The following is a 13,884-nucleotide window of genomic DNA, read 5'->3' on the forward strand; positions in this document are numbered from 1 at the left end:
AGCCTGGAAGTTGATGCTTCCTTCGTCCCCAGCAGTGTGCTGATGTGGCGGGCAACTGGAGCCCGCTACGGTGGGTATTGTCGCATGGCCCGATAATCTCGGTTTGCACGCAGAATTTCTGCTCATTTTTGCAGGTTTGACACTCAATGGCCCAATACGTTTTTTCCATGAATCGCGTCGGCAAGATCGTGCCGCCCAAGCGGCAGATCTTGAAAGACATCTCCCTGAGCTTCTTCCCGGGCGCCAAGATTGGCGTATTGGGGACTAACGGTTCGGGTAAGTCCACCCTCCTGAAGATCATGGCGGGCCTTGACAAGGAAATCGAAGGCGAGGCCATCCCCATGGCCGGTCTGAACATCGGCTATCTGCCCCAGGAACCCCAGCTGGACCCGACACAAACCGTGCGGGAGAGCGTGGAAGCCGGCATGGGCAAGGTTTTTGCCGCCAAGGCCCGTCTGGAAGAGGTATACACCGCCTATGGCGCTGAAGATGCCGACTTTGACGCGCTGGCCGCCGAACAGGCCGAGCTGGAAGCCATTATTGCAACGGCGGGTACCGACTCCGAGCACCAATTGGAAATCGCCGCCGACGCGCTGCGCCTGCCACCGTGGGACGCCAACATCGGCGTGCTCTCCGGTGGTGAAAAACGCCGCGTGGCGCTGTGCCGCCTGCTGCTGTCCAAGCCCGACATGCTGCTGCTCGACGAGCCTACCAACCACTTGGACGCCGAATCGGTGGACTGGCTGGAGCAGTTCCTGCAGCGCTACTCCGGCACCGTGGTGGCCATCACCCACGATCGCTACTTCCTGGACAACGCCGCCGAATGGATTCTGGAACTGGACCGTGGGTCCGGCATCCCCTACAAGGGCAATTACTCCGACTGGCTGACCCAGAAAGGCGCCCGTCTGGAAGCCGAACAAAAGGGTGAGGAAGCCCGCGCCAAGGCCCTGAAGAAGGAACTTGAATGGTCGCGCCAGAACCCCAAGGCCCGCCAGGCCAAGAGCAAGGCCCGTCTGGCCCGCTTTGAGGAACTGAGCGATTACGAATACCAGAAGCGCAACGAAACGAACGAAATCTTCATCCCCGTGGCGGACCGTCTGGGCAGCCAGGTGATCGAGTTCAAGAACGTCACCAAGTCGTTTGGCGACCGCGTGCTGATCGACAACTTGAGCTTCAACATTCCTGCAGGCGCCATCGTCGGCATCATCGGGCCCAACGGCGCCGGTAAGTCCACGCTGTTCAAGCTGATTGCGGGCAAGGAAAAGCCGGACGCGGGGGAGGTCGTTATCGGCTCCACCGTCAAGATGGCCTTTGTGGACCAGCACCGCGATGACTTGTCGAATGACAAGACCGTCTGGGAAGACGTATCGGGCGGGCTCGACATCCTGAACGTGGGCAAATTCCAGATGGCCAGCCGCGCCTACTGTGGCCGGTTCAACTTCAATGGCGGCGACCAGCAAAAGAAGGTTGGCATGCTCTCAGGGGGGGAGCGCGGTCGTTTGCACCTGGCCAAGACCCTGATTGCGGGCGGCAACGTGCTGATGCTGGACGAGCCGTCCAACGATCTGGACGTGGAAACCTTGCGGGCTCTGGAAGACGCGCTGCTGGAATTTGCCGGCACGATGTTGGTAATCAGCCACGATCGTTGGTTCCTGGACCGGATCGCCACCCACATCCTGGCGGCTGAAGGTGACAGCCAGTGGACGTTCTTTGACGGCAATTACCAGGAGTACGAGGCCGACAAGAAGAAGCGCCTGGGTGAAGAAGGGGCAAAACCCAAACGAATGAGGTTCAAAGCCCTCAAATAAGGCGTCAGGTCAAGTAGCATTGCATCTGGAAACCTGTTGTCCGATCGATTCCTCCCCACCATGTCCCAGACTGCTTCTCGTTCGAGAACTGTTTTCCGCGCCTGTGTCGTCAACGCCGTGCGCGGCGGCGAGGCGTTGATGCAGGAATTGGTCAAGGTCACGCAAGGGGCCCTGACGGGTGAGGAGTCTGTCGTCCGCAATATCCAGCAGCGCAATCTGGTCAGTGACAGCCTGCGCTTGCTGAACCAGCATGAAGCTGCGCTGGTCAAGGGTTATCCCATGGCCCTGCTGGAGATTTTTGCAGAAGGTCCCGCTGCCAAAGGCCGCAGTTCTGCCGAGGACACCGGCATGGACTTCGGTGAACTCTCGCTCATGGATGAGAACGAGATGCAGGCGCAGGTGGAGCTGTCCAAGGCGCAGCAATCGGCGTTGCATGCCACTGATGCGGTACTGGCCGAACTCAACACCCTCGTCAGTTCCGCACAGGGCTTGCGTAGTGTGCAACCCGAACGCAACCCACTGCGCCCCGAAAGCTATATCCGCGCGCTCCAGCAAGTGGTGGGAGACACTGGTGTATCGCCCGAAGTGCGCCAGCTGTGGATGCAGCACATGCGCGACCTGTTGGGTAAGCTGCTGGTGGATGAATACAAAAAAACGGCTGCCAGCCTGCGCGAACATGGTGTTCAGCCCGTGGGCTACGCGGTGCTCGGCACGCCCGGCGGCAACGCGGGTCGTGGCGGTGGCTACGGTGGCCCTGGCACCAACACCGGCATGGGTACCGGCTATGGTGGGGGTTACTCCGGCTATGGCAATTCGATGGGCGCGCCCATGGGAGACTATGGCAACACCGGCTATGGCCGTGGCATGGGGCCTTCCACTGGCTGGAGTGGCGATTCCCTGCAATCGCCGATGGCGCCCGCCGCAGAAGAAGCATTGTTGACGGTGGGCATCCTGCGCCAGATGTTGGCTGGCGGAGATCCTTTTGATCCACGCGCATATGGCGCCATGCCTTCGCAGCCGGTGGCTTTGCAGCCTGCGTGGGGTGTGCCTCCTGCGGGTGGGGTTGTGGCGGGTGCCCAACCCATGCCGCAAGGCGGTGGTTACTACCCTGTGGGTGCAGCGGCTGAGGCCATCGAGGACATGGCCCAGCTCGAACGCTTGGTGGGAAGGCTCGCCAGCGGCAGCCAGGCAGCTTCGCTGTCGGCGCCTTTGACGGGGTGGCGGGGCCCGGGCGTGGCTCCTGTGGTGTACGCGGCCATGCCGATGGAGGCGGCCACCCAATCCCCGGCCATGGCCATTGAGGTGGTTGGCCGCATGATGGAGAACATTGCCCAGGATGCTCGCCTTCTGCCGCCCGTGCAGAAGGCTGTGAAGAGTTTAGAGCCCGCACTCAAACAACTGGTGACACACGATGGGCGTTTTTTCACCGATGGCACCCATCCCGCGCGCCGTTTGCTGGATGAGCTGACGCAACGCAGCCTGGCGTTCACCGCAGAAGCAACGCCGGGGTTCAGCAGTTTCATGCGCTTGGTGCAAGGGGCGGTGGAGCACCTGACTGCCAACGAAATCAAAGATGCAGGGCCTTTTGATACCGTGCTCAAGGCCCTGCAGTCTGCCTGGGAGACTCAGGAGCAGAAGATCAAGGCCCATCAGGAAGCGCAGCAAAAAGCCTTGCTCCAAGCGGAGCAGCGGGAAATGCTGGCCGAAAAGACTGCGGCCGACATCCGCAGGCTGCCTGATCTGGAGAACGTGCCTGCCGACGTGCTCGATTTTGCCGCCGGCCCATGGGCGGATGTGATCGCCTTGGCGCAGGTGCTCAAGGGCGGAGATGGGCAGGATGAGGACCCCGGTGGCTACTTGGCGCTGGTACCTGTGCTGCTATGGAGCGCCCAACCCGACCTGACCCGCCAGGAACCTGAGCGCCTGAACGAGGCCATTCCCGGCCTGCTGGCCAAGCTGCGCAAGGGGCTCAAGACCATCAATTATCCCGCTGTGCAGACCAGCGCCTTCTTGCAGCGTTTGGTGGGGCTGCATCAGTCGGCCTTTGAAAAGCCAGCGCCCGCACCTGTGGCGGCGCCTCAGCCAGAACCCGAGCCGGTGGCCCAAGAAGCAGCCTCTGCTGAAGCGCAAGCCTCCGCTGTGGCCCCCGAGGACAGTGTTCAGGCGCCCGTGGATGCGCCCGATCCCTACGCTGACTTTGTAATTGGCGCGTGGGTCGAGCTGGTCACCAACGGCCGGGTCGTCCGCACGCAACTTACCTGGGCCAGCCCACACGGCACTCTGTTCCTTTTCACCGCACCGGATGCAAGCACGCAGTCCATGACCCGGCGGATGCGTGACAAGCTGGCTGCGGACGGCTCCTTGCGGGTGGTTCCGGCAGTGTCCTCCACGGTCCGTGTTCTGGACGCTGTCTCAGCGGGCTCGTCCCGGAAGGTGCCCAGTAGCGCCCCTTACTCCAAAGTTGCCCCGTTGGGCTCCAAGTCTTCCAAGACACGCTAAGAGCGGCTCACAAAACCCAGCGCAACGGCCCTGGCTAGGCGTTACGTCGCAGGCAGTACAATCGGTACGACAAGACGCAACGACGATGCCAGGGGAGTTTTGTTAGCCGCTCTAAGTTGCGGGCGCCTTCCGGGCGCTCCAAAACACATTCGGCCGTTTACCTCGCCTGCTGCCTGCAGAAAAGAGGCATTCAACTCAGCGGTGCACTCAAGTGCGGAGCAACTTTTTGCGCACCAGGTGAATGTGATTGCGCAGCGCGTACAACTCGTCTGCGTAGGACAACGGTACGCTCACTTTTTCAGCCTGTGCCTCCAGCGTATTGAGGGCCTTGAGCAGCTCGGCGGCGTCAATGTTGCCAGCCTCCATGTCGTTTTCAATCTCACGAAGCCGGCCATACCAGCGGAAAACGCGTGAACGCACCCGGAACTGGTACAGCGGCGGCACGACGCGCGACAGCGGGAGCATGATCGCCAGCAAAATGCCCAGTACCAGCCACATGCGCTCAATCAGGTTTGCCATCCAGAACGGCAGGTAGCGTTGCAGCATCGGCACCGGCTCGTTCATGGCCCGGTCGCCTTCCTTGGCAATCGGAAGTTCGCTATTGCGTGAGTTGGGGAACTCGCGGGCCCGGTTGAACCAGCCCGATCCACCGTGCAGTTTCTGCGCGTTCTGCGCAAACAGGGTGAGCAGGGCAGGGTGCGTGGCATCGCGCGCCAGCAGCGAGGTGGTGGATGCCACCAGGCGCACATCCCGCGTGGGCACGTTGGCCGCCAGGTCCACCACGCCGCGCGGCAATGTGACCGGAGTCAGGAACGGAAACCGCCGCGCATAGGCCTCGTGCTGGGCAAAGTCCAGCAACTGCACGCCGGGTGTCTGCAGCAGCATCTGCACCATCAGCGATTCGGGGGCCGAGGCGAACACCAGCGCATCAAGTCTTCCCGCCAGAAATTCCACGGTGGCTGGCGTCTGCTCCAGCCGGGACATCTGCACCGCACCAGGCGCCACCTTGTTGGCGTCGAGCAGACGCTCCATCAACTTGGGCACGCCACTGCCGTCTGAGCCTACATTGACCCGCCAGCCACGCAACTGCCGCAGGCTGTCGATGCGCGGCGTGTTGTACACACGTTCTGCAGTCTCCGCACGGTAGAACAGCCACACGGGCTCCACAAAGAGGCTGCCCAGAGACACCAGCTCGTCGGCATCATCGGGTTGCAGTTCGGCCGTGCCACCCTGCACAAACGCCACATCGGCCTTGCCCTCACGCAACAGCTGCAGGTTGTGCGAAGAGCCATCGCTGGGCAGCAACCGGACTTCGATGCCGTCCTCCGCCAACGCCTTCTGGTAGCGCTTGCCAAACTCCTCGTAAGCGCTTTGCGCCGGGCCTGTGGCCAGTGTCACGGTTTTGGGTGGGTTGGGGTTGAGCCACCAGTACGCCAGCACCAGCAGTCCCACCGCCAGAAACGCGAGAGGACCGGCCGACACGATCAGATCGCGCAGAGAAAGCAGGGTATTGCGGAAAGCCTGGGACATGGAATAAGTGCTGAACATGGGGTGGAGCAACCACGAGACCTCTGCGACCGTCCGAGGCCCCGTGGTTGCTCATGTGGCTGTGGCGTACGCCCTCCAGGCACATGGGGCCAGGAGCGACAGGAGTTCCTGAGATCTATGGCTTGCTGCCGCGCCGCTGGCGCTCGTAAGCCACACATTCCGGAAGGGAGAGCTGGTCGTCCTGATCGGTATCCGCCGCGTCGAAATAGGCCATGCGGCTTTCAACGACTTCCTTGAACGACAGCTTGCCGTCGCTGTCCGTGTCAACGGCTGCAAGTCGCTTCAGGCGGCCTTTGCCCATGCGCGGCACCTGGGCCAGGTCGGAGAGCTGGACATGGCCTGTCGCATCGGGCGAGAGGTTGTGCCAGCCTTGCACGATGTCCCGGTGAAACTCTTCCAGAGACACCTTGCCGTCGTGGTTCAGGTCAGCAGACGAGCAGATCGCCTGGAGCCGGTTGGCGCGCGATGGTGCTGCTGGCTTCTGGGCCGTGGTGGTCACCTTGGGTGGGGATGTGGGGGAAGACACCGGGGCATCCGCTGCCTGCGCGGCGGATGCACATGCCAGAGCGAAGGTGCCTGCCGCTGCTGCACTGCACAGCAAGCGCATGGTGCGCAGAGCGTGTGGGGTTTGGGTTGTGATCATCATTGGGCCCTCTTTACCACCACCAGCGTTGGCTGGGACTGCGGTTGCAGGGCCAGACCATGGTGTGTGCGCCCTGGCGGACCCGGCCATCCTCCACGTCCAGGCATTTGCCGGTGAGCTGGCTCACGATCTGGCCGCCACGGGTGGCCCAGCTTTGGCTGCGCGAGCCCGAGCACGACCACAGCACCACCCGTGCGCCATCGCGCGGGTCGCCACGGTCCACGTCCACGCACAGGTCGCGTACCCGGATCTCACCCCCGCGCCCCACAGCAAACCGCTGGGACGCGGTGCCGTTGCATTCATACACCTGCAATGTGGTGCCTGGCTGGAACTTGCCACCCCGCACGTCCAGGCACAGGCGGCCGTCCACGCGGACTTCTCGCCCCCAGTCGCCACCTTGGCCGGGATAGTCCGGGTACTCGGGTCGCCGGTCGTTGTCGTGCCGGTTGTGGTTGGCCAGCAGCGCAAGGCCCGCGATGGCAGCCACCGCGGCCACAGCTGCGCCAGCGTTGGACCCACTGCTGTTGCCAGAGGCGTAGCTGCGGGTAATCTGGAAGCGGCCGCCACACCCCCCGTTGGTCCACAGTTCCCGGTTCGTCAGGTCATAGCCCCAGGTGCGATTGAAACGGCAAGCCCCCTGTGTCTGTGCGCTCAGGTCCACCTGTGTGGTGTCGTCCGGCAGGCGATAGGACGTGTAGCCACCGTTGGATTGCAGGTCCACGAACTGGTCCTGGGCGATGGCGGCTTGGGTATTCAGGAGCAAAGGCAGGCACAACAACCAGCTGTGCCGCAGACGGTTTAGGTCTTTCATGAATTCTCCTTGTCGCGATTGATAGGGTGGCAAGACTGGCGCGTGGGGGCCGCGGTGCGCTCCGGGCGTGTTCTGGCGCCTGAGCCCTGCGCGCGGTGTGGGCATCATATGGGCTCATGGGCGATGGCCCCATGACCATGGTTTACCCCAACTCACCAGCCCAGGGCAAGTACAAACCTTCCGCCGTGGTGATGGACCGCGCCGCGCGTGCCGCGCGTGCCGTGGCAATGGCCGTGGCCTCGGCCGCCATGGTGGCCAGTACCATCATGCCCAGGCTTTTGCCTGCGCGGCCAGTGCCCAGGCTGAAGAGCGTGTCGCCGTCGGACATGGTGTGCACCGGGTTGATGCTGCGCGCCAGGCCGTCGTGGGCGGCCACGGCCAGGCGGTGGGCCTGCACCTTGGTGATGACGGCGTCGGTGGCCACCACGCCGATGGTGGTGTTGGTGCCCGCCAGCAGGGGCTGGGGCGGGTCGCCGCGCAGCAGGGCTCGGCGTGTGTCGCGCAGGCGCAGGCCGTCGTCGGTGCGGGCCCCGGCGATGACTTGCGCGGTGGCGGGGTCGATCACGTCACCCAGGGCGTTGCAGGCGATGAGTGCGCCCACCGTCACGCCATCCACCGTGACAGAGGCGGTGCCAATGCCGCCCTTCATCGCGCGCTGGATGCCGAAGATCTTGCCCAGTGCCGCACCCGTGCCCGCACCTACATTGCCCTCGGCCGGGTCGGCGGTGGATGCCGCATCGCACGCGGCGTAGCCCGCCGCAGCGTCGGGGCGGATACGCATGTCGCCCACCAGCAGGTCAAACAGCACGGCGGCAGGCACGATGGGCAGGCGGCCCACGGCCACGTCGAAGCCTACGTTGCGCTCTTCGAGCCAGCGCACGGCGCCAGTGGCGGCATCCAGCCCCCAGGCGCTGCCCCCGGCCAGCATGATGGCGTGCACCTTGTCCACCAGGTTGGAGGGGTGGAGCAAATCCGTCTCGCGCGTGCCCGGCGCGGCGCCACGCACATCCACACCGGCCACAGCGCCCTCGCGGGTGATGATGACAGTGCAGCCCGTGGGGCGGCGGGTTTCGGTGAAGTGGCCCACCTCGATGCCTGCCACGCGGGTGATGCTGCCAGCGCTGCCGGCCAGAACGTGTTGAGAACTCATGGCCGTCGATTATGGTGCCCGGGCGCACCAGCTGGCTTGTGCGACATCAGTCGGCCGGCAGGGGGCTCACCGGGCCTTTTCGATCTGCTTGACGTGGTAAGTGCCATTGACCTGCTCGGCCCGAAAGCGCACCTTGTCACCCGGTTTCATGTCACCCACCACGCTGGCGTCCGCCACGCGGAAGACCATGGTCATGGGCGGCATTTCCAGGTTCTTGATCTCGCCATGCTTCAAGGTGAGGCGCAGTGTGCGCGGGTCCCAACGGGAGATTTCGCCTTCGCTCAGTTCCGCTTGGGTCGCCGACGGGGCCGGATGGTGGCTGTTGTGGCTATCGGAGGCTGCAGCGGTGGGGGCTTGCGCCAGAGCGGGCCCTGCGCCCAGGAGAAGCAGGCTGGCGACCAGTGGGATGTAAAGGATTTTCATGTCGATGCCTTCTTGTTGTAGCTTTTGAAAACACGGGTGCTGCCGTCGCGCGCCACCAGCAGCACGTCGTACGGGTCACGCCGGTCGCCATACGCAGGGCCGTCCATGCCGGGCGAGCCCACGGGCATGCCAGGCACCGCCAGGCCCAGGGCCTTGGGCTTTTGCTGCAGCAGCGCGCGCACGTCGCTGGCAGGCACATGGCCTTCCACCACATAGCCGCCGACGAGGGCGGTGTGGCACGAGCCCAGCTTTTGCGGCAGGCCCAGCTGTGCGCGCACGGCGTTGTTGCCGGTGGCGTGCACCTTCACGGCAAAGCCGTTGGCCTGCATGTGGTCCACCCAGTCCTGGCAGCAGCCGCAGTTGGGGTCTTTCCACACCTCCAGTGGTGTGGGGGTGTTGGTGGCTGAGCGTGACATACCCGGCAGCAGCGCGATGGCCAAACCCGCGCCCAGCAAAGGCAGGGCGGTGGTGAACCATTGGCGTCGTGGAGGGTTGGCTGCGAACGATGCGGAGCGTGGATTGCGTGAAATGGTCATGGCGTGTCCTCCTGGCGTTATTGGTTGCGGGGCAGCACGGTGATGGTGCCGGTCATACCTGCCTGGTAGTGGCCGGGGATCAGGCAGGCAAAGTCAAAACTCCCGGCGCGGTTGAAGTGCCACACGATGTCACCGGTCTTGGCCGCCGCCACGTGGGCCATGTAGGGCTCGTCATGTTCCATGCCGGGGTGCTTTTTCATCATCTCGGCGTGCTGGTTCAGCTCGGCCTTGGTGCCGATCACGATCTCGTGCAACACCTTGCCTTTGTTCTCGGCACGCAGCCGCACGGTGTCGCCCTCACGCACTTCGATGTGATTCGGCGCAAAGCGCATGTCGTCGGTCATGCGGACGGTGATGGTGCGGCGCACGGCCTTGGCGTCGCCTGCGATGCCCCAGTCCTTTTGCTCCTTGACCACCGGGGTGTTCGATGCGGTGTGATGGGCGTTTTCATGGCCAAAAGAGGTGCTAGCGTTTATCCATAAAGCGCAAGCAGCTATCAATTTAATAGTGTTCATGGTGTGTGCTGATGGGGAGGTTCAGTGCTGGTGGCCGCTGGCAGCGGGCTTGCGTGCGCTCGCTGCGCCGGGCGCGGTGCCTGGGGTGTCTGCGCGGGCGGGGCGTGGTGTGCTGGCGGGGGCACCCTGCCATTCGTAGGCCACCGTGCCCGCAGGTTGCTTGAAGTCTCCAGGGTCGCGGTAATCGCCCGCAGGCTGGTCGGCGCGCACCTTGAGGGTGGTGAACATACCGCCCATCTCCAACGGGCCGAAGGGGCCGGTGCCGGTCATCATCGGAAAGGTGTTGTCGGGCAGTGGCATCTCCATGGCACCCATGTCGGCCATGCCGCGCTCGCCCATCACCATGTAGTCGGGCACGATCTTCTGGATCTTGCCCACCAGGCCCCGGTGGTCCACGCCGATCATGGTCGGCACGTCGTGCCCCATGGCGCCCATGGTGTGGTGGCTCTTGTGGCAGTGCAGGGCCCAGTCGCCGGGCTCGTCGGCAATGAACTCGACCTGCCGCATCTGGCCCACGGCCACGTCGGTGGTCACCTCGGGCCAGCGCGCACTTTTGGGCACGGGGCCGCCGTCGGTGCCGGTCACTTCAAATTCGTGGCCGTGGATGTGTATCGGGTGGTTCGTCATGGTGAGGTTGCCGATGCGCATGCGCACGCGCTCACCCTGCCGCGCCACCAGCGGGCTGATGGCGGGGAACACGCGGCTGTTCCAGCACCAGATGTTGTGGTCCAGCATGGTGTTGACCTTGGGGGTCATGCTGCCGGGCTCCACGTCAAAAGCGTTGAGCAAAAACGCGTAGTCGCGCTGCACCTTGGCGATGTGCGGGTGCGCAGCCTTCGGGTGGGTGATCCACAGGCCCATCATGCCCATGGCCATCTGCACCATCTCGTCGGCATGCGGGTGGTACATGAAGGTGCCGGGGCGGCGCGCCACAAACTCGTACACAAAGGTCTTGCCGGGCTGGATGGCGGGCTGGGTGAGGCCGCCGACGCCGTCCATGCCGTTGGGCAGGCGCTGGCCGTGCCAGTGGATGGTGGTGTGCTCGGGCAGGCGGTTGGTGACGAAGATGCGCACGCGGTCGCCTTCAACCACCTCGATGGTGGGGCCGGGGCTCTGGCCGTTGTAGCCCCACATGTTGACCATGAAGCCGGGCGCCACCTCGCGCACCACGGGCTCGGCCACCAGGTGGAACTCCTTGACGCCTGCGTTCATGCGCCAGGGGGCGGTCCAGCCGTTCAAAGTGACCACCGGGTTGTAGGGGCGGCCCGTGGGCGGGTGCAGCGGCGGCGCGGTGTCGGCGCTGGTCTGCATGGCGGGCTCGGGCAGCGCGGCCAGGGCCGCGCGGCTGACGGAGGCTGCGGCCACTGCCGTGGCGGCGCCGGAGAAGAAATTGCGGCGGTTCATGTCAGTGGCCTTGTGGGGTGGTGGAGGCTGCGGCGCCCGATGCGAGGCCCTGCAGGGCGCCTGGCGATGTGCCAGTGAGTGCGAGCTGCAAATCGGTCTCGGCCAGCCAGAAGTCGCGCTGTGCTTCGATGGCGTTGGCCACGGCCTGGGTGCTGTTGCGCGCTTCGGCCAGCATGTCCCACACGCTGGCCAGCATGCCGTTGTAGCGCAGGGTGGTCTCGTCGCTGATGAGCTGGCGCAGGGGTACCACCTCAGCCTGCTGCTGGCGTGCCAGGTCGAGCGCGGTGCGGTAGGTGAGCCAGGCGGCGCGCACCTCGCTGCGGGCGCGCACGGCGGTGTCCTGCAGCTGGGCGGCACTTTGCTCCACCTCGGCCTGGGCGCGAGTGCGGGCTGCGCCGCCCCAGTCGAACAGGGGCAAAGGCAGTTCCAGCTCCCAACCCCGCGTGATCTCGCGGTGGCCGCCATCCCGCTCGGTGGTGGTGTTGCGGCTATAGGCCAGGCCGATGTCGCCAAACACGGCGCCTGCGCGGCTCCAGCCCTGCCGGGTGGCCTGGGTGTCGAGCTGGCGGCGGGCCGCTTGCAAATCGAGCCGTTCGCGCAGCGCGGTGGCTTCGATGCCCTCCGCGGGCAAGGCACTGGCGGGCAGGGGCGGCAGCTGGTTGGCCAGCTGGTACTGCGTCTGCAGCCCCCACACGCCCATGCGGCGGTTGAGCTGCTCGCGTTCGGTGGCTGCGGCAAGGCGGGCGCGGGCGCGCTGGCGGGTGGCCTCTTGCAGCACGGCCTGCTCGCGGGCCTGCTGCAGGCGGCTCCAGTTGCCCACCTGCACCATGCGGCGGGCCAGCTCGGCACCGGCCTCGGCCGCCTCGACCATGCGGTCGTGGGTGGCGGCTATTTGCTCCGCGGCCACGGCACGCAGCCAGGCGCGGCGGGTGTCGGCAGCAAGCGTCACCACGTCCTGCGCGGCTTGCAGCGTCGCGATCTGCAGGCGCTCGGCCTGGCGCGCGGTGCGCCAGGGCAGGGTGATGAGGTCAATCAGGCTGAAGGCCAGGGTGCGCTCGATTTCGCGCTCGTGGCTGTTGGTGAATCTCCCCAGTGCAAGGTGCGGGTTGGGCAGGGTAATGGCCTGCACGCGCTCAGCGTCGGCCACGCCCAGTGCGGCCAGGCGGGCTTGCAGGCCGGGGTTGTGGAGCAGGGCAATGCGCACGGCAGCGTCTTGTGTCAAGGGCTGTGCCAGCCAGCCTTCGACGGATTTTGCTGCAGAGGCGCGGGCGGCAGGGTCTGCTGCAGGCAGGCTCGCTTGCACGCCCCCGGTGCGGCCCGCAGCGAGAGTGGCGACGTCACCGCGCAGGCCATCGGGCGAGACACTGGCGCAACCGGCCAGTACGGCTGCAGCGGCCAGCAGGCAAAGGCGCGGAGACAGGCGTGGGGAAAGGTGTGGAGAAATGTGCGGCATTTGGGCGGGGAGGTTCATGGCTTGCCTCCCGGTGCGTGGTGGCGTTGGTGCATCGGCGTGGGTGAAGCGGACTGGCCGTTGCTGCTGCTGCTGCCGTGGTGCCCGTGGTGATGACGGTGATGACGGTGGGGGCTTTTTTGCCCTTCGACAGTGGACGGGGGTGTGGCGGGCTGGGCGCTCTGCCGAGCCTCCCAGGCGACGATGTCGGCATGCCCCCTGGGAAAGGCAGCCACCGCCTCGTGCGCCTCGCGCCATGACTGGGGCGATGGGGTCGCGCCGGGCAATGGGGGTTGTGGGACGAGGGCGGGGTGGGCCAGTGGATCCGTCGGGGCCGCAACATAGGTAGTGTCGGCAGCCGGTGCAAGAGGATGGCTGGGGGTGGGAGCAAGGCCCTGGGCCAGCGAAAGCAGCGGTGCCAGCAGCACAAGGCAGACGGTTCGCGGGGGCGATAAAGCGGGATACGGAAATGAAGCAGGCGCGCGCATGGCGATCTCCAGACAACGGACGAAAAAGGTGTTGCGCTACCGCCCGGGCCACCCTGTTTCAGGGGTGCTCAGGCTGGGGCAGACGCACTTCGGGCGTTGGAGATCAGGCGATGGGTGGTTTGATGGTCAGTGCGGGAGGCGCACTGTCAAACCGTGCAGACGCCGTGGGCAGCGCGGTGCCCAAGCGGCGAAGAGTGCAGGACGCTGCCGGGGCGGCGTCGAGCATTGCCGAATGGCAGATTTCGCAGGCGGAGCATGCGGCAGAGTGGTGATCGTGTGCAGCACACCCCACCAGTTCACCATCACACGCGGATGCCGCAGCAGCATGCACGGCATGGTCATCGTGATGGGCGATGGTGTGATCGCCTTCCTGCATTTCTGCAGCCATGGCCTGTGCGGCCTGGTCAGTCGTGTGCTCTTGTGAAGTCGCGTATGCCGCTTCGGCTGCCACCAGGTGGATGTGCTCCTGCGCATGCGGCGCGCTAGCAGGAAGCAGGGGCGGCAAGACCCCGGCGGCCATGGCGGTGCCGGTAAGTCCCCGCAGGACCAGCACCACCATCAACACGAAATAGAGGCCGCGACGCATGTCCCAATGATACGGCGGCACGC

General features: G+C 65.1%; 12 protein-coding genes. 2 read left to right on the top strand and 10 right to left on the bottom strand.

The genetic code is table 11. The features are described 5' to 3' along the window. Positions 1-146: 146 nt before the first annotated feature. Positions 147-1,808 carry an energy-dependent translational throttle protein EttA gene (ettA, locus tag C8C94_RS03315; RefSeq protein ID WP_055400762.1) on the top strand — a complete coding sequence of 554 codons (1,662 nt, stop codon included), beginning with the start codon at positions 147-149 and terminating at the stop codon, positions 1,806-1,808. 60 nt (positions 1,809-1,868) lie between these two features. Continuing rightward, positions 1,869-4,307 (top strand): DUF1631 family protein, encoded by a 2,439-nt coding sequence (locus tag C8C94_RS03320; protein ID WP_121419700.1) that lies wholly within the window; start codon positions 1,869-1,871, stop codon positions 4,305-4,307. Positions 4,308-4,514: 207 nt separating this feature from the next. Here the strand turns inward: C8C94_RS03320 and C8C94_RS03325 are convergent, their stop codons facing one another. From C8C94_RS03325 to C8C94_RS03375, 10 genes are all read right to left on the bottom strand, one after another. After that, positions 4,515-5,837: a TAXI family TRAP transporter solute-binding subunit gene (locus C8C94_RS03325; protein WP_121419701.1), complete on the bottom strand. Its 1,323-nt coding sequence runs from the start codon at positions 5,835-5,837 to the stop codon at positions 4,515-4,517. A gap of 133 nt (positions 5,838-5,970) precedes the next feature. Then, the gene (locus C8C94_RS03330) at positions 5,971-6,498 is read right to left on the bottom strand and encodes an EF-hand domain-containing protein (protein WP_233573376.1); all 528 of its coding nucleotides are present in this window, start codon (positions 6,496-6,498) and stop codon (positions 5,971-5,973) included. Positions 6,499-6,511: 13 nt separating this feature from the next. Beyond that, positions 6,512-7,309 (bottom strand): lectin, encoded by a 798-nt coding sequence (locus C8C94_RS03335; protein ID WP_055400756.1) that lies wholly within the window; start codon positions 7,307-7,309, stop codon positions 6,512-6,514. 142 nt (positions 7,310-7,451) lie between these two features. Beyond that, positions 7,452-8,459 carry a P1 family peptidase gene (locus C8C94_RS03340; RefSeq protein WP_121419703.1) on the bottom strand — a complete coding sequence of 336 codons (1,008 nt, stop codon included), beginning with the start codon at positions 8,457-8,459 and terminating at the stop codon, positions 7,452-7,454. A 66-nt stretch (positions 8,460-8,525) separates the two neighbouring features. Further along, positions 8,526-8,882 (bottom strand): copper-binding protein, encoded by a 357-nt coding sequence (locus tag C8C94_RS03345; RefSeq protein ID WP_121419704.1) that lies wholly within the window; start codon positions 8,880-8,882, stop codon positions 8,526-8,528. Then, positions 8,879-9,418 carry a DUF411 domain-containing protein gene (locus C8C94_RS03350; protein ID WP_199731171.1) on the bottom strand — a complete coding sequence of 180 codons (540 nt, stop codon included), beginning with the start codon at positions 9,416-9,418 and terminating at the stop codon, positions 8,879-8,881. The genes C8C94_RS03345 and C8C94_RS03350 overlap by 4 nt, the downstream gene beginning before the upstream one ends. 17 nt (positions 9,419-9,435) lie before the next feature. Next, on the bottom strand, positions 9,436-9,933 hold the full coding sequence (locus C8C94_RS03355) for a plastocyanin/azurin family copper-binding protein (RefSeq protein WP_121419705.1): 498 nt from the start codon (positions 9,931-9,933) through the stop codon (positions 9,436-9,438). A gap of 21 nt (positions 9,934-9,954) precedes the next feature. Continuing rightward, positions 9,955-11,337, bottom strand: coding sequence for a multicopper oxidase family protein (locus tag C8C94_RS03360; RefSeq protein WP_121419706.1), 1,383 nt, complete (start codon positions 11,335-11,337; stop codon positions 9,955-9,957). A 1-nt stretch (position 11,338) separates the two neighbouring features. Further along, entirely contained in the window at positions 11,339-12,790 is a 1,452-nt protein-coding gene (locus C8C94_RS03365) for a TolC family protein (RefSeq protein ID WP_121422669.1), read from the bottom strand. Positions 12,791-13,378: 588 nt separating this feature from the next. Continuing rightward, entirely contained in the window at positions 13,379-13,861 is a 483-nt protein-coding gene (locus tag C8C94_RS03375; RefSeq protein WP_121419708.1) for a hypothetical protein, read from the bottom strand. Positions 13,862-13,884: the final 23 nt, after the last annotated feature.

It is taken from the genome of Acidovorax sp. 94 (genome assembly GCF_003634645.1).
Lineage (GTDB): Bacteria > Pseudomonadota > Gammaproteobacteria > Burkholderiales > Burkholderiaceae_C > Acidovorax > Acidovorax facilis.